Origin of the sequence: Mesorhizobium sp. M1C.F.Ca.ET.210.01.1.1, assembly GCF_004791585.1 — a bacterium.
Lineage (GTDB): Bacteria > Pseudomonadota > Alphaproteobacteria > Rhizobiales > Rhizobiaceae > Mesorhizobium.
Window position 1 is genome coordinate 1 of the sequence record NZ_SRUU01000059.1, and the last position, 18,425, is coordinate 18,425.

The window sequence follows — 18,425 nt, forward strand, 5'->3', positions numbered from 1 at the left end:
CTTCGCCAGGCGGCTAAAGACCCTTCACGGCCTCACGCCTTACGAAGCCATCTGCGCGGTATGGGCCAAACAGCCAGAAAGGTTCCGGCTCAATCCCGTCCACTTGACCTCGGGACTGAACACCTAGGGTCTGCGCGCGTCGCTTCGCTCCTTGCTCCGCCCCAGGATGACGAACGCGACAGGCTGGCGCCACCCTCTGTCGCGCCTTCCCTCCGGTAACCCTTTCTTGTCTGGTTTCATGCTGTATTGCCCGAGCGGGGAAGGCAAAATCAGGGCATGGCGGACGACAAGACACGTAAGGGAAGGTTCTGGGCACTGGCGCTCGATCGCGCCCAGCTCGGCGTCTGGGACTGGAACCTCGCGACCGGCGATTGCTACTATTCGGCGACCTGGTCGCGGATGCTTGGCTATGCCGAGGGCGAACTCGCCAACACCTCCGATCTCTGGCTGACCCTCACCCATCCCGACGACCGCCAGCGCGCCATGGAAAGCGGCGACCGCCATATCGCCGGCCACACCAGATCCATCGAGACGGAACTGCGCCTGAAGCACAAGGACGGCCATTGGGTCTGGGTGCTCGACCGCGGCGGCATCGTCGAGCGCGACGCCGAGGGCAAGCCGCTGCGCCTGATGGGTGTGCAGACCGACATCACGAGGCAGAAGGAAGCCGAGGCCGCGCTCGAGCAGGTCAATGTCCGTTTCCGCCTCGCGCTCGCCGCCAGCGGCACCGGCATCTGGCATTACGATATCGGCACCAACAAGAGCTACTGGGACGCGCGCACTAGGGAGATTTTCGGCCTCGTCAGCGACACCGACGAGGTGACGGCCGGCCTCTGGCACACCTATCTCCATCCCGGCGACAAGGAGGCCACCGAGCGCGCGCACCTGCCGCCGCCGGGCTCGGAGAGCGTCACCGCCACGCAATATCGCATCATCAGGCGCGACGGCGAGATCCGTCATGTCGAGTCGCTGGTGCGCTTCATCGCCGGCGTCGGCTCGGCCGGCCAGATCCTCGGCACGGTGCGCGACATCACCGACGAGAAGAAGCGCGCCGAGGAGCTCGCCTATGCCGCGCGCCACGATGCGCTCACCGGGCTGTTGAACCGTGCCGCCTTCGACCGGCTGCTGGCCGAAAACATCGGCGCCGTCAACCGGCTGCCGCTCGCCGTCTTCTATGTCGACCTCGACTACTTCAAGGCGCTCAACGACTATGCCGGCCATGCCGCGGGCGATGTCGCGCTGAAGAGCGTGGCTGCCGGCATCGTCGCCAGCCTGCCGCCCTCGGCGCATGCCGCGCGCCTCGGCGGCGACGAGTTCGCGCTGCTGGTGCCGAACTGCGCCGACGCCTGCGCCGAGCGGCTCGCCCACGCCGTGCTCGCCGCCGTGCGCGACGCCGATCTCGGCTCCGCTGTCACGTCGCGTCGGCTGGCCGCCAGCATCGGCATCGCCTTCGTGCGCGATTCCAGGACGACGGTGGCCGATGCGCTGGCCTGCGCCGACGATGCCTGCTACGCCGCCAAGGCCGGCGGGCGCGACCGCTACGCCGTGTTCTCGGCCGAGACGGCCGCCAGCGCCAGCGGCCTCAACGCCGCGCGGCTCGCCGCCGATCTGGTCGATGCGATGGACGACGGCAGGCTGACGCTGTTCGGCCAGGAGATCCATCGCCTCGGCAGGCCCTGGGACGAAAGCCGCCATGTCGAGGTGCTGGCGCGGCTCCAGGGGCGCAACGGCAAGTCGATCCCGCCGGGTGAGTTCGTGCCGGTGGCCGAACGCTTCGGCCTCGCCGCCCGGCTCGACCGCTGGATCATCCGCACGGCGCTGATGCGCCATGGCAGGGCGATCCGCTCCGGCGCCATCTCGCTCGGCTTCAACCTGTCGGCGCAGACGCTCTCGGATCCGCAGCTTTGGGATTTCGTCGACGCCGCGATTGCCAAGAGCGGGGCGCCGCCCTCCGGCATCGGCTTTGAGATCACCGAGACCGCCGCCGTCACCAATTTCGACGCGGCCGAGGAATTCGTGCGCAAGGCCAGGCTGCGCCATTGCCGTGTCAGCCTCGACGATTTCGGCGCCGGCATGAGCTCGTTCGAATATCTGCGGCGTTTCCCCATCGACGCCATCAAGATCGACGGCTCCTTCGTGGAGCACATCGCCGACAGTCGCTTCGACCGCGAGATCGTCTCGGCGATCACCGGCATCGCCCGTTCGATGGGCTGCGCCGTCGTCGCCGAGAAGATCGAGGAGAAGGGCGCGCTGGAAGTCCTCATGGACATGGGCGTCGCCTATGGCCAGGGCTATCTCCTGCACCGGCCCGAGACGCTCGAGGCGATCGTGGCGCGGGCGGTCGGTGGCGCGCCGCAGCTTGAAAGACCGCAAGCCCGCATGGGCGGCACAAAATAAGCAACCGCTAAAATTGCAATCACTCGTTTAAGGCCGCCGTAATCCGGCAAGGCAATGATCCGCACCGACGATGAGATCGGAGCGACCATGAAGAACCTTTCGTTGCTGGCGGCAACCGCAATCGGCCTGCTCGGCATCTTCGCAGTGCAGCCATCCTTCGCGGGCTCGGATCATGGCGGCCAGGTGACGGTGACCGAGGATGATGACGACCAGGGCGCCACAGCCGGCGATAGCGGTGACCACGCCGTCGCCGAGAATGACGAAGCCGATCATGACAGCGACGGCGTCGAGTCGGGCTCGCATGAGGGCGACCAGGGTGACGACGAGGATGGCGATCACCACAGCGGCGATCACGATAGCGGCGACGGCGGCAGCCACGACGGAGCTGACGGCGGCCACGATGGCGGCGGCGACGGTGGTGGCGAAGGTGGCGGCGGCGAAGGCGGCGGCGACGACTGACGATCGGCGCTGAAACCGCTGCGCAGTGGACCGACGCGCGGCGGAGAGCCGCCCGCTGGCCTGCCCCTGCCGAGCGGCGCCTCAGGAAATTCTTAGGACTGTTCGGCTTTGCCTGCCGAACCGGCTTTTGCTTTGCTCAAGGCATGATGTCTTGGCTCGACCATCCGGCTCCCGTTCCATGACGGACGGGCTGCCGTCAAGGCCAGCAATGTCTTCACCTCCTGCACTGAACAATGCCGCCCTTCCGATCCTGCCGCAGCCGCGCCCGGCGCCGCCGCCGAGATCGGTTGCCCATGTTGTTGTCGCGAGCCCCAATCGCGGCGCCGGGCCCGACGGGTCCGGCGCCGGCGCGCCGGTGACGCGGGCGCAGCCCGAAATCTCTCGATCGATGTTCAGCGTCGACAGCCTCAATGTCACGGCGATGAAAGTCCGGCTGATGGAGCGGGCAGGCAATGAGTTCGGCATCGACCAGGGCGACTACGAATCCGTGACTTCCTACGGTTCGGCCGTCGGCAAGGCGGTCGAGGCCTTGAAACGCCAGACTCCCGCCGCGATCGTCGAAATCGAAAGGCAGCTCGGCCTGGACCAGCTTGGCATTGCGCTCGATATGCTGGTCAATGCGATCACCGATCCGCACGACAGCGACCGGCTGGACGCCGCGCTGGAGACGCATTTAGGCAAGACCGCAAGCGATGAGGCCACCTCGCTTCAACCGGACGAGATCGGGCTGTACGGCGGCTGACGGACAGAGGGAGTGTGAAGGAACGCCGACCTATGGTCGTCGTCATCCCAGGGTCTGCGCGCGTCGCTTCGCTCCGCCCTAGGATGACGAATGAACCTCCGCGGCCCTCGCAGGAACGATCAGGGGCCCGTTAATGGTGTGCATGCCCCTCGTTGCGCTTGCGCGTGGCCGCGGCCTTCCTGGCCGAAGCTGAACGCTCCGCCGCCGAGCGCTCGCCGGAAGCCTTTCCGCCCATTCGTCCGCCCTTGTGCGCGGCCGGATTGCCGGTGTGCTTGCCACGGCCGGAGCCGCCTTCCTTCTTGCCGCCGGCATCGTCCTTGTTGACGGTAGCCCACGCGCGCCGCTCGGCTTCCTTCTCGGACACGCCGCGCTTCTCGTAGCCCTCGGCGATATGGTCGGCCTTGCGCTCCTGTTTGTCGGTGTATTTGGATTTGTCTCCGCGTGGCATTTTCTTTCTCCTGTTGCACTGAATGGAACGGGCTTACGAGCCCTTCTTCTTGGCCGCGTCGCCGAGATCGGACCGTTCCGGATCCTTGTTGTTCTCCCCGGCCGCGTCGCGGTTTTTGTCGGGGTCGTCCTTTGGCGGCAGATAGCCGGGCGGGCGGTTTCCCTTAGGGCCTTCCCAGCGCGGCCATTGCTCGGTTGTTCCGGGGTGGCCCGGGCGTGGTGTGTTGTTCATGTCTGGCCTCATTTTTTCAAGGGCCGTCAGCCCTCGGCCTTCATGGTGCGGGCGATCTCCAGCAGCTTGTCGCGGTCATGCCCGTGCTCGCGGATCAGCTCGCGCGCCTGCCTCGGCGAGAGGTCGGTATTCTCCGCCAGGAACCACACATCCGGGTCGTCGCCACTCGGCAAGCTGCCCGATGCCGGTGCATCTGCGGCACCTGGACGGTGCGGGATATTGCTGTTCATCGCAGCCTCCTTTGATGTCCTGCCTGCGGGCTCGCCGCTGGCTCCCGGCCACGGCTGCCGCGTCCTTGGGGGAACTGAGTGAGGTGAAAGAGGTTCCATGCTGCCGGTGACTTGCCGGGAAACCGGCGGCGCCGGAGCCTTACCTACGCGTCATCGGACTGAAGTCCGATCGCTCGGCGCATTGGGCCGGCACCTGCAACCAAGGCCCCACCTTTGAGTTGACGAGCGGCCGCCGATAGAAGTCCCTCCTTCGTCGGTCATTTTGGGTGCCCGCCGATTCCCGCGCGATGGGCGGGTACCCAATGCCGCCGGAGCCCAAAACCATCGGAACAAGCAAGCCGCGCTGCCGGTTCGAAAGCGAGACGACGTTTTGACCATAATGTCTGCCAAGCCCAACCTGCGAGAAGCCGATAGCCATCCCGCAAACGACAACCATCTCTCCGCGCTCGCCGCCGACGTCTCGATCCTCGACTTCATCAACGACGATGACGATATCGCCGACATTGCCAGACGCGCCGAGCGCGTGGGCAATGCCGTGGTGATCGTGATTGCGTTCTGCCTGATCGTCGCGCCGGCGATCTATCTAGCCCTGGTCTACGGCCTGTAGCCGGCGGAAGGAATTGCCAAGCGCCGTTGCCGTCCCTGCCGGCGCCTCTCCTCGGGAAAGAAATGCCTATCGGGCATTGCCCCGCGGTTGACGTTGTCGGCGAAAGCCAACCTTTTCCACCTGTATGCGTTGTCTTTCGAGACGGTGAGATCCTGCCGACCATCGGGGGTACTGAAACCCATGAGGAGGATCCGATGAAGAAAGTTCTTCTTGGCTTCGCCATTGTCCTGCTGTCGGGGCCGGCAATGACCGCAACGGGCCAGCCGCTGGATCCGCAGATCGAGGACTGCCAGGTCAAACCGGACGACAACACGGCGCCGAAGCAGAATGGCGAGCAGCTGAAGGCCCAGGCCGACGATCAGTCCAACAACCTTTCCAGCAGCCTGGCGAACTGCGGCGGCGTGCTGAAGCCGCCGCCCACCGGCGACCAGAACACCACCGTTCCGCCGTCGAACACCAGCCAGATGCCGGTGATCAGGCCGGGCGAGGTGCCGCCGCAGACGTCGAAATAGACGCATCCGGCCGGCGTCGGTCCGACCGGCGATGTCGTCCGGCGAGCCGGGGGTGCCTTGTTGCTTTCCTGGACGGCCTTGCGCCGGGCAGCGGGTCGCCTCCGGGGCCCACAATGGAACATCGCGAGGTCCCCGGCCGTTACCCAGCAGTTGCCTATGTCTGAACTGGGCGTGAAAATTGCCGGATGACAAAAAGAGATTGTTCCCGCAACCCGTTTCCGCCCGCGAGGCTGCCGTCAGCCGCGCGGGCGGGCCGGATCGTCGCGCCGGCGCCCACCACCACATAATCGTCATCGGCGCGTCCGCCGGCGGGATCGAGCCGCTGAAGCAGATCGTCGGCGACCTTCCGCCCGATCTGCCGGCTGCCGTGTTCGTAGTGCTGCATGTCGGGCAGGTCAGCTATCTGCCGGAAATTCTCGAACGCGCCAGCCGGCTGACGACATTGGTTGCCAGCAACGGCGCGGCAGTCGAGGCCGGCACTGTCTATGTGGCGCCGCCCGGCTTCCACCTTCTGCTTCACGACGGCCATATGATGCTGCGGCGTGGCCCGCGCGAGAACCTGGCCCGGCCAGCCATCGACCCGCTTTTCCGCTCGGCCGCGCTGAGCTTCGGCGCCAGCGTCATCGGTGTTCTCCTGTCGGGTTCCCTTTCCGACGGCACGGCCGGGCTCAGGGCCATCAAGGCCGTCGGCGGGCTCGCCGTCGTGCAGCATCCGAAGGGCGCGCTTGTGCCGGCCATGGTGCAAAGCGCGCTGCATCATGTCGAGGTCGATCACTGCCTGCCGGCGGCGCAACTGGGCGGTTTGCTGGCCAGACTGGCGGCCGAGCCGGTGGGCAAGACATTGCCCGCCCCTCCCGGTGTCCGGCTGGAGGCGGTGGTCGCCGCGCAGGAGCATTCGACCATGAAAGATGAAGATCGACTCGGCGAATTGTCGGTGTTTACATGCCCGGAATGCCACGGGCCGCTGTGGGAGATCGAAGACGGTGACATGCTGCGCTATGGGTGCCATACCGGGCATGCTTTCACCGCCGACGCGATGATGGAGGCCCAGGCGGTCGAGGCGGACGGGATATTGTGGAGCCTGCTGCGCTCGCATCAGCAGCGTGCCGAATTCACCTGGCGCGTGGCCGAGCGGGAAAGGTCGCAGGACCGCTCCGCACTCGCCGCACAACTGGGCAAGCGGGCCAGGGAATACGAGGCGGACGCCAGGGTGATCGAAGAAGGCAACAGGAAGGAAAAGGCGAAGTAAACCGGATGCCGGCGCGACAGCGTCTGCCGACGGGTCCTTCCCCATCGTCGGCATCGGCGCCTCGGCCGGCGGCATCGGGGCGCTACAGAAATTCTTCCCCGAAGTCCCGGCCGGCAGCGGCTTTGCCTATGTGGTCATCCAGCACCTCGACGCCGAGCACGAAAGCGTGCTGGCAAGCATCATCCAGCGCTGCACCTCGATCGCAACCGAGACGGCGGCCGAGGGTATCGAGATCGAGCCGAACAAGATCTACGTGACCCCGCCGGGCGTCTCGGTGACCGTCGAGAAACGCCGTTTCCACGTCGCCAAGATGGCGACCATGCGCGCCAGGCGAACGCCCATCGACGACTTCTTCAATTCGCTCGCGCAGGAGCATGGAGAGGATACGGCGGGCGTCATCCTGTCAGGCACCGGCAGCGATGGCACGATCGGGCTCAGGGCGATCAAGGAGCGCGGCGGGCTCACACTGGCGCAGGAGAGCGCCGAATATGATGGCATGATGCGCAGCGCCGTCCAGAGCGGTCTCGTCGACATGGTGCTGCCCGCGGAAGACATGGCCGACAAGCTGGTTAGCTATTTCAGCCACTCCAGCCGCACCGACGGCGAGCGCGATCGCCGCAAGCGCGACTTGGCCGACCAGCTTTCGCGGATTGCCGCCCTGCTTCGCATGCGCACCGGCCACGACTTCAGCGGCTACAAGGACAACACCATCCTGAGGCGCATCCAGCGCCGCATGCAGGTGCTGCAGATCGAGGATCCGACCGCCTTCTACGAGCGGCTGCGCGAGGAGCCGCAACAGGTCGATCTTTTGTTCCAGGATCTGCTGATCGGCGTGACCAGCTTCTTTCGCGACCCGCACGCCTTCGACGCGCTCGAGCGTCTGGTCATTCCGAAGCTCTTCGAGGGCCGCAAGCCGGACGACACGATCAGGGTCTGGGTGCCGGGCTGCGCCACCGGCGAGGAAGCCTATTCGATCGCCATGCTTCTCAAGGAGCACGCACCGCGCGGCGCGGCATCGCCCAACCTGCAGATATTCGCGACCGACATCGACGAGCGCGCGCTGGAAGTCGCCCGCGCCGGGCGGTATCCGGCGACCATCGCCACCGACATCACGCCGAAGCGGCTGAAGGAATTCTTCTCGCGCGAGGACGGCACCTACCGGATCGCTTCCGAGCTTCGGGAGGTCTGCCTGTTCTCGTCGCACAACCTGCTGCGCGACCCGCCATTCTCCAAACTCGATCTGATCGCCTGCCGCAACCTGCTCATCTACATGGGGCCGGAACTGCAGGAGAAGATCGTGCCGATCTTCCACTACGCATTGCGCAACAACGGCTACCTCTTCCTCGGCTCCTCGGAAAACGTCACACGTCACGCAAGGCTGTTCTCGACCATCGACAAGCCTACCCGGCTTTTCCAGAAGCGTGGCGGCATCTCGGCCCAGCGGCTGCCCGAATTCCCGCTCGCCGCCGCGGCCAGGCAGGCGGCGCCGCACATGCGCAACCGGACGACGGCCGGCACGTTGCAGGAAACGGCGGAACGCCTGCTTCTCGATCGCTATGCGCCCGCCCATGTGGTCATCAACGCGGCCGGCGAGTTGGTGCATAGTTCCGGCGGCACCGGAAAATACCTCGAGCTCGCGGCCGGCGCTCCCGACCACAACGTCTTCTCGATGGCGCGGCGCGGGTTGCGCATGGATTTGCGCGCGGCCCTGCACAAGGCGGTCAGCACCGGACAGGTGGCGGTGCAGAACAAGATCAGCATCGGCACCAATGGCGGACGCCAGACGATCAGCCTCGTCGTGCAGCCGCTGCCGGCCGAGAGCGGAGCGGACCCGCTCTACATGCTGGTGTTCCGCGATATCGGCGGCATCAAGCCGGACTCCGAAAGCGAGCCGGTCCACACCACCGACGATGTCGAAAGCGCCAATGTCAGCCAGCTCGAGAAGGAGCTGAGGGAGACCAGGGAGCGGCTGCAGATCACGACGGAGGAATTGGAATCCTCCAACGAGGAGCTGAAATCCTCCAACGAGGAACTGTCCTCCATCAACGAGGAGCTGCAGTCGTCCAACGAGGAGCTCGAGACATCCAAGGAGGAGCTGCAGTCGATCAACGAGGAACTGCAGACCGTCAACGCCGAGCTCAACATTCGCGTCGACGAGCTCAGCCGCGCCAACAACGATATGGCGAACCTTCTGGAAAGCACGCAGATCGCGACCGTGTTTCTCGACCGCGACCTGTGCGTCAAGAGCTTCACGCCGACGGCGCGCGATCTGTTCAGGCTGGTCGAGAGCGATGTCGGCCGCCCGCTTGCGCATGTGCGCCCACGCTTTTCCGCCGACGGGCTGCAGGCCGACATGGAACAGGTGCTGCGGCGGCTGGGCACGATCGAGCGGCAGGTGGAAGGCACCGAAAGCGGCAGGCGTTTCATCATGCGCGTGATGCCGTACCGGACGCTCGACAATGTCATCGCCGGCGTGGTGGTTACATTTGTCGACGTCACGCAGATGGCACAGGCGGAGGCAAAGATCACCGCGCTCACGCACGATTTGCGCTATCGCATCGCCAGCCTGGAAACTCTGCTCGACCTGGTGCCGGTCGGCATCTTCATCGCCGAGGGCGGTGACGGGGATATTCGAGCCAACCGGCATGCGGTCGAGCTTCTCGGCCGCCCCGCCACCGACGACGAACTGGTTTCCATGCCGGCCGCACTGCCGCTGACGCTGGAAGGTGTTCCCTTGGCTGCGAGCGATCAACCCATGGCGAAGGCGATGCGAACCGGAAAAGCCGTGTCGCTTGTCGAAGCGCGGCTCGCGCGTCCGGACGGCGACAGCCTCGACGTTATCATGTCGGCCAGCCCGCTGTTCGACGAATATGGCAAGATCCGCGGCGCGATCGGCACCTTGGCCGACATATCCGCGCACAAGGACGCCGAGCGCAGCCAGGAAAGGCTGCTGCATGAACTGCAGCATCGGGTGAAGAACATCCTGGCCACGGTCACCGCGCTCGCCTCGCTCATGATCCGCTCATCGACTTCGATGAACGATTTCTCGACCGCCTTCCACGAGCGGTTGAAGGCGATGGCCCGCACCCACGAGGTGCTATTTGGACAGTCTGCCTGCACAATACGCGCCTTGGCATGCTTCATCCCGAAGCTGTCACTCGCAACGCTTTCGGCGACGCCAACTACTACAATCTCTGCCCTTCGAATCTGGATGCGCGCGCCTATGTGAGGGCGCTCATCGCGGATATCTCGTACAGCTACAAGCCTGACAGGATCGAGCTTGAAAGCCCGTCTTTCATGGGCTTTGCCCATGAATATCATCACGAGAAGGACGGTGTCGGGCTGACGCCGGAAGAGGATTTCCTGCTGTCGCTGTGCTTCTGTCCTTCGTGCCTGGTGCGAGCGGCGAAGGCCGGTATCAACGGTGAAGCGGCGCGAAAAGTCGTCAGGCAATGGATCGCCGAGACCTGCGAGCGAGAGGTGCCGGAGCGGCGGTTCCCGGAATTTCCAGCTGCCGGTCTCGACCTGTTCCGGCCGTGGCCCGAACTCCATGCCTATCTGATCTGGCGCTTCGAACCGGTGACCAGCCTGGTCACGGAACTGCGCGAGGCGGCGCATCCGGCCACCAGGGTCGTGATCATCGACCTCAAGGAGGGCTGGCAGGGCGGCTGCGACCTCGCGGCGCTCGGCAAGGTCTGCGACGGGGCGATCCTTTGCGCCTATGACATGCAAGCGGATGACGTCGCCAGCCTGATGGCGACCGGACGCTCCGTGCTCGGCAGCGGAAAATTCCTCGGTACCGGCTACCGGCTTTTCTATCCGGAGATGTCGGGTCCCCAGGTGCTTGCGAGCAAGGTCAAACCGGCCCTGACACCTGATGTCGACGGCATCAATTTCTATAATTACGGGCTCGTTCCCGCAGCGCGGCTGGACTGGGTGAAAGCGGCGCTAGCGGCTTGAACCCGGTTTGTTGCAAAACGGTCATGTCGATGGCGGAACCTGTCGGCAGCACTGGCGTTTTTTGAGTCTTCCATTGCCTTGTCATCCGGGGGAGAACACCCATGAGACCAATGGTTCCGCTCGTCATCGCCGTCAGCCTGTTGGCCGCGACCAACGCCCGTGGCGACGATGCCGATTTCCTGCGCTCGTTCCAGGGCAGTTTCGCCGGCAACGGCACCCTCAAGGTGAGCGCCAGTGCGCCGACGGTGAATATCGCCTGCACCTTCAAATCCGGCGCCACCTCGACCTCGCTATCGCTCGACGGCAAATGCCGCGGCCTCATCCTGATGACGCGGGCGATCAGCGCCGACCTCAAGGCCAGCGGCGCCGGCTATAGCGGCGTCTATGTCGGCTCGCGCACGGGACCGGCACAGTTGAATGGAAGCCGCTCGGGCAATGCGCTCAATCTCGGCATCCACTGGGCAAAGGAGGTCAATGGCGACCGCAAAGCGCAATTGACCGTCGAAAAGACCAGCAGCGACAGCATGCGGCTGACCGTGACCGACACCGATCCGAAAACCGGCAAGACCATGGTGACGAGCCGAATCGACCTGCAGCGCACCTGATCAAGCCCGCAATGAATGCCGGCCGGTCTCAATCCTCGATCGGCTCGGGTGGGTTGGCGCTACGGCCCTTGCCAAAAGTGTAGCCGGTCTCGACGGCCTTCCTGCCGAATTTGTCGCGCAACTCGTCGATGGCGGTTTCGGCCATCGCGCGCTTGCGCGACTGGACGTCGACCAGATCCGGCGGATCGGCCTTTTCGTCGCCCGAGAGATCGCTGACGCCGATGCCAAGAAGACGGAACTTCGTGCCGTCGGCCTCGCGGCGCAAGAGGTCGAGCCCGGTCTGGAAAATGCGGTCGGCTAGCCGTGTCGGATCGCCAAGCTGGCGGTTGCGCGTGCGGAGCTTGAAGTCCTGCGTCTTCAGCTTCAGCACCACGGTGCGCCCGGCAATGCCTGATTTCTTCAGCCGCGCCGAGACTTTTTCGGACAGACCGCGCAATACAGGCACCAGTTCCGCCATGGAGGCGATATCGGCGTCGAAGGTGGTTTCGGCCGAAACGCTCTTGGCATCGCCGTCGGGATCGACGCGGCGATCATCCTCGCCGCGCGAAAGCCGGTAGAGCCGGTCGCCCATGATCCCGTAGCGTCGCATCAGCTCGCCGCGCTCCATGCGCTGCAGCTGGGCGATCATGCGGATGCCGTCGCGCTCCAGTGTCGCGGCCAGTGCCTTGCCGACGCCCCAGATCAGCGTCACCGGCTGTACGGCGAGGAAGCTCTGCGCCTCCGCTTCGCCGATGACCGAAAAGCCGCGGGGCTTGCGGAAGTCCGACGCGATCTTGGCCAGGAATTTGCAGTAGGAGAGGCCGGCCGAGACGGTGATGCCGAGCTCCTTCTCCACCGTTTGCGCGAAGCGCGCCAGCACGAGCGCCGGGGGCATGCCGTGCATGCGCTCGGTCCCGGCGAGATCGAGGAATGCCTCGTCGATCGAAAGCGGCTCGACCAGCGGTGTCAGCGCCTGCATCAACGCGCGCACCTGGCGGCCGACGCCGACATATTTTTCCATGTTGGGTGGGATCACCACGGCCTCGGGACAGGCTTCGAGCGCCTTGAACATCGGCATGGCCGAGCGCACGCCCTGGATGCGGGCGATGTAGCAGGCGGTGGAGACGACGCCGCGCCTGCCGCCGCCGACGATCACCGGCTTGTCCTTCAGCGCCGGATTGTCGCGCTTTTCGATCGCCGCGTAGAAGGCGTCGCAATCGATATGGGCGATGTGCAGCCGGTAGAGTTCGGGATGGCGGGCAAGGCGCGGACTGCCGCAGCGCTCGCAGCGGCGCGTCTCGCCGCGCTGCATGGCCAGGCAGTCGCGGCAGAAACCGTGTTCGGGATTGTTGACAGGAGCCGCCATCGCTGCGAACATAAAGAGAACAAACGCAATGGTACGACAGCGCAGGGCCGGCAACAAGGCTGGCCTGGGGAGAACGCATGAGCACGACCATAGTACCGCTTACGCCAGAGCGTTGGGCCGATTTCGAGGATCTCTTCGGCAAGCAAGGCGCCTGCTATGGCTGCTGGTGCACGCATTTCCGGCTGACGCCGGCCGAGCGCCGTGCGAGCGACCGTGAGCGCAACAAGGATCACATCAAGGCGCGCATCGAAGCCGGGCCGCCGCCAGGACTGCTGGCTTTCGAGGAAGGCAAGGCCCTCGGCTGGATGCAGATCGGTCCGCGCGCCGACGTGCCCGAATGGAACAATCAGGGCAGGGGCTCGGCGCCGGTCGATCCGGCCGATGCCGGTGACCTGGACGTGTGGGCGATCTCCTGCTTCTTCATTCGCGTCAAGGCGCGGGGCAGAGGCATCACGCACCGCCTTGTCGATGGCGGCATCGCGTTCGCGCGCGAAAACGGCGCCAGGCTGCTGGAGGCATGCCCGATCGATCTGTCGCGCGATTCGCGCTCGATCGGGCTGTTCGTCGGCTCGTCGCGGGTCTTCGAGAAGGCCGGATTCGAGAGACTTCTTGAACGCAAGCCCGGCAGGCCGTTGATGCGGCTTGTGCTTTAGCGACTTGAGGTTTTGGCTTACAGTCGTCGTCTTGCGGCTGTAACGCTTCTTTCCTACCAGAAGCACGAAACGATTTGCCTTCCGAGACCAACGGAGAACCGACGTGAAGCGTATTTTGCCATTTGTTGCAGCTCTTGCGTTCAGCGCGCCCGCCGTCGCCCAGGCGGTCGACAGCCAAGGCGCGAAGCAGCTCTCCGACAATCTGGCGCGCTATTTCGGCAAGCAGGCGTTCGACAAGGGCGTGCTCAAGGTTTCGGCCGAAGGCGACGCCTACAAAATCACGGTCGACATCAAGGCGCTGGTCAATGCCCTGCCGGAAGCGAAGCCGCTGAAATTCGATCTCGCGCCCTATGCCTTGATGGTAAAGCCGCGCAGCGACGGTTCCTGGGACGTCGCCTCGGATTTCTCGCAAAGCATGGCCTTCGAGTTCAACGGACCGGAAGGGCTGCAAAGCATGCAACTCACGGTCAAGGACGGCAAGGGCGCCGCCGTCTACGATCCGAACCTCGCCGCCTTCACCAGCGGCACCAGCTCGATCGCCGGCATGACGATGACGTCGCGGGAAGCCAAGCAGCAGGCGGACGTTACCGCCGGTGCCGGCACCGCGACCGTTGCCGCGACCAAATCGGCCAATGGCGGCGTCGACTTCACGGCGACACAAAAAGTCTCGAGTTTCGTCGAGACGATCAAGGTCGACGATCCCGACAGCGGAATGAATTTTCCGCTCACCTTGAGAACACCGGAATTGTCAGTGGACGCAAACGGCAAGGGCGTGCGGACAAAGCCGCTGCTCGATCTTCTTGCCTTCGCCGTGGCCAATGAGGACGAAGCCAAGCTCAAGGCCAACCAGGCCGAGCTCAAGACGCTTCTGCGGGCCGCGCTGCCCGTGTGGGAAAGGATCGACGGCACCTACGGCTTCAAGGATTTTGAGGTGGAGAGCCCCGTCGGCAAATTCGGGGCGAAGCTGTTCAGCACCGGGTTCGGCATGGACGGCATCTCCCAGAACGGCAATGTCAACTACGCGATCAAGGCCTCCGGCCTGACGATCCCGCAGCAGATGCTACCGGGCTGGAGCGTCACTCTGCTGCCGACGGATGTCGAGTTCAACTTCGGCGGCGCCAATATCGACCTCGATACCATGGCGAAGAAAGCGATCGAAACCTTTGATCTCAATAAGAATCCGCCGCTCTCGGATGAGTTCGGCGATGCTCTGGTCGCCGATTTTCTGGCCAAGAGCCCCAAATTCGTTGTCAGGCACAGCACGGTGAAGAACGGCAACGTCGAGGTCGCGATGGAAGGCGAGATGACGTTTCCTGGCAAGAAACCGGATGCGACCATGACCGTCGATGTCGCAGGCTACGACAAGATCGTCGAGGCCCTGCAGGAGGGCGCCAAGAGCGACCAGCAAGTGGCACAGGCTTTCCCGTTCGCGCTCGCCGTCAAAGGTTTCGGCAAGACGCTGCCGGACGGCCGGCTGGAATGGGTCATCAATGCCAAGGCCGACGGTTCGGTCACGGTCAACGGCGCCATGCTCAAGCCTGCCGATGCCGTCCAGGATGACAGCGCCGACCAGGACGATGACGGCGCCGACCTGAATGACGGCACCGGCCAGGATGAAGGCTCGGGCGAGAACGGCAGTGGCGGGGCAGGGGCAAAATTGCAGCCCTGAACGCTTGAGTTAATGCATGTCGCGCCAAAGTGTGCAGCGGTTTTGCGAAAACGATATGCGTCGAAGCAAAGTCCCAAAGCGCTTCGCCTAAATCCGTTTAGTGCGTCGCGCTTTAAAGCCCCAGGGCGCTCGCGATCTTTGGCGCCGCCTCGCGCCAGTTGTCGACCGAGATGATGTCGTCGGGCGTCGGCGGCAGGAAGGCGCGCAACGTATTGTCGGCCATCAGGTGGAAGAGGTGCGCGTCGGCAACCGAATTGCGCGCCGACATCAGGTTGGAGGGCTGGTCGTCGACGAAAGCGACAGGCCTGCCTTTGGCGCCGCGCAGCTTGGCGATGGCCGGTCCTTTCGCCATTTCCGTGGTCAGCAACGGGTAGTTCAGGTCCAGTGCATCGAGATGCGCCCGACGCACGGCGCGGTGCTTGTGCGGCATCGCGGTCAGCAAGACAATCTCGGCGTGCTGCCCGAGCATCGCCAGCGCTTCCGCGGCACCGGCGGTGATGCTTTGCCAATCGGCTTGTGTATCGAAGAAATCGCCGAGAAGCGCCGTCACCTCGGCCTGCTCGATCAGCCGACCCGATGCCGTCTCGGCGATGTTGCCGGTGAGGCGGAAGGAAGCGAGCGTCAGCTGGAAGCCGCGCGATTTCAGGAAATGCGGAAAGGGCCGGACGAACTCGAGCACGACATCGTCGACGTCGAGCACCAGCAGCGGCCGGTCGTCGGCGGCAAGCTCCTCGATCTGACGCGCGGTCTCGGGATCGTCGCTCATGTCGAGCGCTCGTGATCGTCATTGCCGAGCGGCAGCGCCCGCAAGGCCTTGCCGACGGCGGCCGGCGGCGTGCCGGTCTCCTCGGCAAAGCGCAAGAGCGTCGGCTCGTGGGCGAGGATGAACTGCAGCACACCGGCAAGGAAGCCCGGCTCCTGCGCCGCCTTGCGGATCGACTGCACCTCGATGCCGGTGATCGCCAGGAAGCGGGGCAGGAGCTCGGGATCGCTGGCGACGAAGCCAAGCGCCCTGATGGCAAGGGATTCCGCCTCCTCACGCATTGACGCTGCGTTCGCCATCATTACCTTTTGCTGGTGCGGATGTGAGTCTCTTCTTCCGCAGTAATGGCAAGCGTCGCTTGCGGCAAGTCTCAGCCGCTTCAGCCCTGCATCCGCAAGCGGAATCGGTGCGCTTTTCCAACGGCCGGTTTGCGTTTCGTCAATCATATTGACGTAGGGTCCATGCGGGTTGGGTGCGATCCGGCAAGGACGCATGACGACGGTCTTCGGCTCCGGTGACCGTCGGGACGGGAAATTGATGGCTAAGAAGGTCATGATCGTCGAGGACAATGAGCTCAATATGAAGCTCTTTCGGGACCTCATCGAAGCCAGCGGTTACGAGACGGTTCGCACGCGCAATGGCCTGGAAGCGCTGGACCTCGCGCGCAAGCACCGGCCGGACCTCATCCTGATGGACATCCAGCTTCCCGAGGTGTCGGGCCTGGAGGTGACCAAATGGCTTAAGGAAGACGACGAATTGCATTCGATCCCGGTCATCGCCGTCACCGCCTTCGCGATGAAGGGCGACGAGGAGCGCATCCGCCAGGGCGGCTGCGAGGCTTATATTTCCAAGCCGATCTCGGTGCCGCGCTTCATCGAGACGATCAAATCCTATCTGGGCGATGCCTGATGCCGAGCCGGAGCCTTTGAGATGACCGCGCGGATCCTCGTCGTCGATGACATCCCCGCCAATGTGCGGCTTCTGGAGGTCAGGCTGCTCGCCGAATATTTCGAGGTGCTGACGGCCGGCAACGGCCCGGACGCGATCGAGACCTGCGAGAACGGCAAGGTCGACGTGGTGCTGCTCGACGTGATGATGCCGGGCATGGACGGGTTCGAGGTCTGCAAGCGGCTGAAGAGCGACCCGGCGACCTCGCACATCCCCGTCGTCATGATCACCGCGCTCGACCAGGTGTCGGACAGGGTGCGCGGCCTCGAGGCCGGCGCCGACGATTTCCTCACCAAGCCGGTCAACGATCTGCAGCTGATGACGCGGGTAAAGAGCCTGGTCAGGCTGAAGTCGCTGACCGACGAATTGCGCCTGCGCGCCTCGACCACGCGCAACATCGGCATCGAGGAGCTGCTCAGCCACAACTTCGCGACGGAGGACGCCAAGCCCAAAGTGCTTCTGGTCGACGAGCGCAAGTCCTCGATCGAGCGTCTCCAGAAGATGCTGCGCGGCAGCGCCGAACTGGATGTCGCGACCGATCCTAATGCCGGCTTCTTCCAGGCCGCCGAGACGCCGTACGAATGCGTGCTGATCTCGACGGCCTTCAGCGATTTCGATCCGCTCAGGCTCTGCTCGCAACTGCGCTCGCTCGACCGCACCCGCTTCCTGCCGATCATCCTTTTGGCCGATGAAGGCGAGGAGGGCCGCATCATCCGCGGCCTCGAGCTCGGCATCAACGACTATCTGACGCGCCCCATCGACCAGCATGAACTGACGGCGCGCCTGCGCACGCAGGTGCGGCGCAAGCGCTACAACGACCAGCTGCGCGCCAGCGTCACCCAGACCATCGAGATGGCGGTGACCGACGGGCTGACCGGACTGCACAACCGCCGCTACCTCGACAGCCATCTGCAGACGCTGTTCGACCGCACCGTGGCGCGGCGGCGGCCGCTGTCGGTGATGATCACCGATCTCGACCGCTTCAAATCCATCAATGACGTCCATGGCCATGACGGCGGTGACGACGTGCTGCGCGAGTTCGCGAGGCGGCTGCGCAAGAATGTGCGCGGCATCGATCTCGCCTGCCGATTCGGCGGCGAGGAGTTCGTCGTGGTCATGCCGGACACCGACGGCGCCGTCGCCGAGAAGGTGGCCGAGCGCATCCGCGCCGAGATCGCGCAGGTGCCCTTTGCGATCGGGAGCGACGGGAAGACGATTGAAGTGACCGTCAGCGTCGGCGTGTCGTCGGTGCTGAAGGGAGCCGATACTGTCGCCGCGCTGATGAAGCGAGCCGACCTTGCGCTCTACGAGGCCAAGAGCGGCGGCCGCAACCGGGTCGTCGCCAAGGCTGCCTAAGGCATGTCTCCCGAAAGCGGGAGCCGGTTTCGAGACAAAGACATGCGTAAAATCAAGATCCTAAAGCGCAAGGAGCGAATCTAAAAGATCGCGACGCGCTTCAAGCGCGTTGCGCTGAAACGGATCTAGAGCGCTTCAGGTTTTGACGGAAGCGTATCCGGCGTTGTTGAAGTAGTTTGAGCATTCGTCGGGTTCTATGGTGGCGACGAGGTGTCCGATGTGTCGCCAGGTGTCGTCGATGGTTCGCTTCT

The 18,425-nt window shown here is 64.5% G+C and carries 17 protein-coding genes and 4 pseudogenes; 14 read left to right on the plus strand and 7 right to left on the minus strand.

Going from position 1 to position 18,425, the window contains the following annotated elements; genetic code table 11:
* The 4 genes and pseudogenes from EN853_RS32155 to EN853_RS34280 form a co-directional block, all read left to right on the plus strand.
* A pseudogene (locus EN853_RS32155) lies at positions 1-127 on the plus strand (IS481 family transposase); the annotation flags it as partial.
* A gap of 149 nt (positions 128-276) precedes the next feature.
* A complete protein-coding gene (locus EN853_RS32160) occupies positions 277-2,397 on the plus strand; it encodes an EAL domain-containing protein (protein WP_127861911.1) in 2,121 nt (706 codons plus the stop codon).
* A gap of 87 nt (positions 2,398-2,484) precedes the next feature.
* Positions 2,485-2,856 (plus strand): hypothetical protein, encoded by a 372-nt coding sequence (locus tag EN853_RS34275; protein WP_167524670.1) that lies wholly within the window; start codon positions 2,485-2,487, stop codon positions 2,854-2,856.
* Between the two features lie 388 nt (positions 2,857-3,244).
* Positions 3,245-3,598 (plus strand): hypothetical protein, encoded by a 354-nt coding sequence (locus tag EN853_RS34280; protein WP_127861910.1) that lies wholly within the window; start codon positions 3,245-3,247, stop codon positions 3,596-3,598.
* Between the two features lie 130 nt (positions 3,599-3,728).
* Here EN853_RS34280 and EN853_RS32175 read toward each other — a convergent pair whose 3' ends face one another.
* Genes EN853_RS32175 through EN853_RS32185 form a run of 3 tightly spaced genes read right to left on the minus strand, consistent with a single transcriptional unit; the run spans position 3,729 to position 4,507 of the window.
* Positions 3,729-4,046 carry a plasmid stabilization protein gene (locus EN853_RS32175; protein WP_127861909.1) on the minus strand — a complete coding sequence of 106 codons (318 nt, stop codon included), beginning with the start codon at positions 4,044-4,046 and terminating at the stop codon, positions 3,729-3,731.
* A 33-nt stretch (positions 4,047-4,079) separates the two neighbouring features.
* Positions 4,080-4,277, minus strand: coding sequence for a hypothetical protein (locus EN853_RS32180; protein ID WP_127428962.1), 198 nt, complete (start codon positions 4,275-4,277; stop codon positions 4,080-4,082).
* A 26-nt stretch (positions 4,278-4,303) separates the two neighbouring features.
* A complete protein-coding gene (locus EN853_RS32185) occupies positions 4,304-4,507 on the minus strand; it encodes a hypothetical protein (RefSeq protein WP_127861908.1) in 204 nt (67 codons plus the stop codon).
* Positions 4,508-4,877: 370 nt separating this feature from the next.
* Between EN853_RS32185 and EN853_RS32190 the strand changes: the two genes are divergently transcribed.
* The 6 genes and pseudogenes from EN853_RS32190 (at position 4,878) to EN853_RS32215 (ending at position 11,440) form a co-directional block, all read left to right on the plus strand.
* Complete coding sequence (locus EN853_RS32190; protein ID WP_127861907.1) at positions 4,878-5,114, plus strand: hypothetical protein; 237 nt, start codon at positions 4,878-4,880, stop codon at positions 5,112-5,114.
* Between the two features lie 194 nt (positions 5,115-5,308).
* The gene (locus EN853_RS32195; RefSeq protein WP_127861906.1) at positions 5,309-5,626 is read left to right on the plus strand and encodes a hypothetical protein; all 318 of its coding nucleotides are present in this window, start codon (positions 5,309-5,311) and stop codon (positions 5,624-5,626) included.
* Positions 5,627-5,804: 178 nt separating this feature from the next.
* The gene (locus EN853_RS32200) at positions 5,805-6,875 is read left to right on the plus strand and encodes a chemotaxis protein CheB (RefSeq protein ID WP_245517251.1); all 1,071 of its coding nucleotides are present in this window, start codon (positions 5,805-5,807) and stop codon (positions 6,873-6,875) included.
* 52 nt (positions 6,876-6,927) lie between these two features.
* Positions 6,928-9,942, plus strand: a pseudogene (locus EN853_RS32205) (CheR family methyltransferase); the annotation flags it as partial.
* Positions 9,943-9,971: 29 nt separating this feature from the next.
* Positions 9,972-10,835 (plus strand): annotated as a pseudogene (locus EN853_RS32210) (hypothetical protein); the annotation flags it as partial.
* A gap of 101 nt (positions 10,836-10,936) precedes the next feature.
* Complete coding sequence (locus tag EN853_RS32215) at positions 10,937-11,440, plus strand: hypothetical protein (RefSeq protein ID WP_127861903.1); 504 nt, start codon at positions 10,937-10,939, stop codon at positions 11,438-11,440.
* A 28-nt stretch (positions 11,441-11,468) separates the two neighbouring features.
* Here the strand turns inward: EN853_RS32215 and EN853_RS32220 are convergent, their stop codons facing one another.
* Positions 11,469-12,797 (minus strand): DNA polymerase IV, encoded by a 1,329-nt coding sequence (locus tag EN853_RS32220; RefSeq protein ID WP_127861902.1) that lies wholly within the window; start codon positions 12,795-12,797, stop codon positions 11,469-11,471.
* Positions 12,798-12,862: 65 nt separating this feature from the next.
* Between EN853_RS32220 and EN853_RS32225 the strand changes: the two genes are divergently transcribed.
* Together EN853_RS32225 and EN853_RS32230 are read left to right on the plus strand one after the other, a co-directional pair.
* Entirely contained in the window at positions 12,863-13,438 is a 576-nt protein-coding gene (locus EN853_RS32225; protein WP_127861901.1) for a GNAT family N-acetyltransferase, read from the plus strand.
* A gap of 103 nt (positions 13,439-13,541) precedes the next feature.
* The gene (locus tag EN853_RS32230) at positions 13,542-15,107 is read left to right on the plus strand and encodes a hypothetical protein (protein ID WP_127861900.1); all 1,566 of its coding nucleotides are present in this window, start codon (positions 13,542-13,544) and stop codon (positions 15,105-15,107) included.
* A gap of 112 nt (positions 15,108-15,219) precedes the next feature.
* On the opposite strand, the gene EN853_RS32235 is transcribed toward EN853_RS32230, so the two are convergent.
* Both EN853_RS32235 and EN853_RS32240 read right to left on the minus strand, forming a co-directional pair.
* On the minus strand, positions 15,220-15,873 hold the full coding sequence (locus tag EN853_RS32235) for a hypothetical protein (protein ID WP_127861899.1): 654 nt from the start codon (positions 15,871-15,873) through the stop codon (positions 15,220-15,222).
* Entirely contained in the window at positions 15,870-16,169 is a 300-nt protein-coding gene (locus tag EN853_RS32240) for a DUF3572 domain-containing protein (RefSeq protein WP_127861972.1), read from the minus strand. Before EN853_RS32240 ends, EN853_RS32235 begins: the two co-directional genes overlap by 4 nt.
* Positions 16,170-16,422: 253 nt before the next feature.
* On the opposite strand from EN853_RS32240, the gene EN853_RS32245 reads away from it, so the two are divergent.
* On the plus strand, positions 16,423-16,779 hold the full coding sequence (locus EN853_RS32245) for a response regulator (RefSeq protein ID WP_281061521.1): 357 nt from the start codon (positions 16,423-16,425) through the stop codon (positions 16,777-16,779).
* 21 nt (positions 16,780-16,800) lie between these two features.
* Positions 16,801-18,174: a PleD family two-component system response regulator gene (locus EN853_RS32250; RefSeq protein ID WP_127861897.1), complete on the plus strand. Its 1,374-nt coding sequence runs from the start codon at positions 16,801-16,803 to the stop codon at positions 18,172-18,174.
* Between the two features lie 135 nt (positions 18,175-18,309).
* Here the strand turns inward: EN853_RS32250 and EN853_RS32255 are convergent.
* A pseudogene (locus EN853_RS32255) lies at positions 18,310-18,425 on the minus strand (IS630 family transposase); the annotation flags it as partial.

Excerpts from the sequence above, each read along its gene's own strand:
- EN853_RS32240 (WP_127861972.1), bottom strand. The coding sequence starts at position 16,169 with ATGGCGAACGCAGCGTCAATGCGTGAGGAGGCGGAATCCCTTGCCATC.
- EN853_RS32250 (WP_127861897.1), top strand. The coding sequence starts at position 16,801 with ATGACCGCGCGGATCCTCGTCGTCGATGACATCCCCGCCAATGTGCGG.
- EN853_RS32245 (WP_281061521.1), top strand. The coding sequence starts at position 16,423 with ATGATCGTCGAGGACAATGAGCTCAATATGAAGCTCTTTCGGGACCTC.
- EN853_RS32180 (WP_127428962.1), bottom strand. The coding sequence starts at position 4,277 with ATGAACAACACACCACGCCCGGGCCACCCCGGAACAACCGAGCAATGG.
- EN853_RS32175 (WP_127861909.1), bottom strand. The coding sequence starts at position 4,046 with ATGCCACGCGGAGACAAATCCAAATACACCGACAAACAGGAGCGCAAG.
- EN853_RS32185 (WP_127861908.1), bottom strand. The coding sequence starts at position 4,507 with ATGAACAGCAATATCCCGCACCGTCCAGGTGCCGCAGATGCACCGGCA.
- EN853_RS32220 (WP_127861902.1), bottom strand. The coding sequence starts at position 12,797 with ATGTTCGCAGCGATGGCGGCTCCTGTCAACAATCCCGAACACGGTTTC.
- EN853_RS32160 (WP_127861911.1), top strand. The coding sequence starts at position 277 with ATGGCGGACGACAAGACACGTAAGGGAAGGTTCTGGGCACTGGCGCTC.
- EN853_RS34280 (WP_127861910.1), top strand. The coding sequence starts at position 3,245 with ATGTTCAGCGTCGACAGCCTCAATGTCACGGCGATGAAAGTCCGGCTG.
- EN853_RS34275 (WP_167524670.1), top strand. The coding sequence starts at position 2,485 with ATGAAGAACCTTTCGTTGCTGGCGGCAACCGCAATCGGCCTGCTCGGC.
- EN853_RS32235 (WP_127861899.1), bottom strand. The coding sequence starts at position 15,873 with ATGAGCGACGATCCCGAGACCGCGCGTCAGATCGAGGAGCTTGCCGCC.
- EN853_RS32225 (WP_127861901.1), top strand. The coding sequence starts at position 12,863 with ATGAGCACGACCATAGTACCGCTTACGCCAGAGCGTTGGGCCGATTTC.
- EN853_RS32195 (WP_127861906.1), top strand. The coding sequence starts at position 5,309 with ATGAAGAAAGTTCTTCTTGGCTTCGCCATTGTCCTGCTGTCGGGGCCG.
- EN853_RS32215 (WP_127861903.1), top strand. The coding sequence starts at position 10,937 with ATGAGACCAATGGTTCCGCTCGTCATCGCCGTCAGCCTGTTGGCCGCG.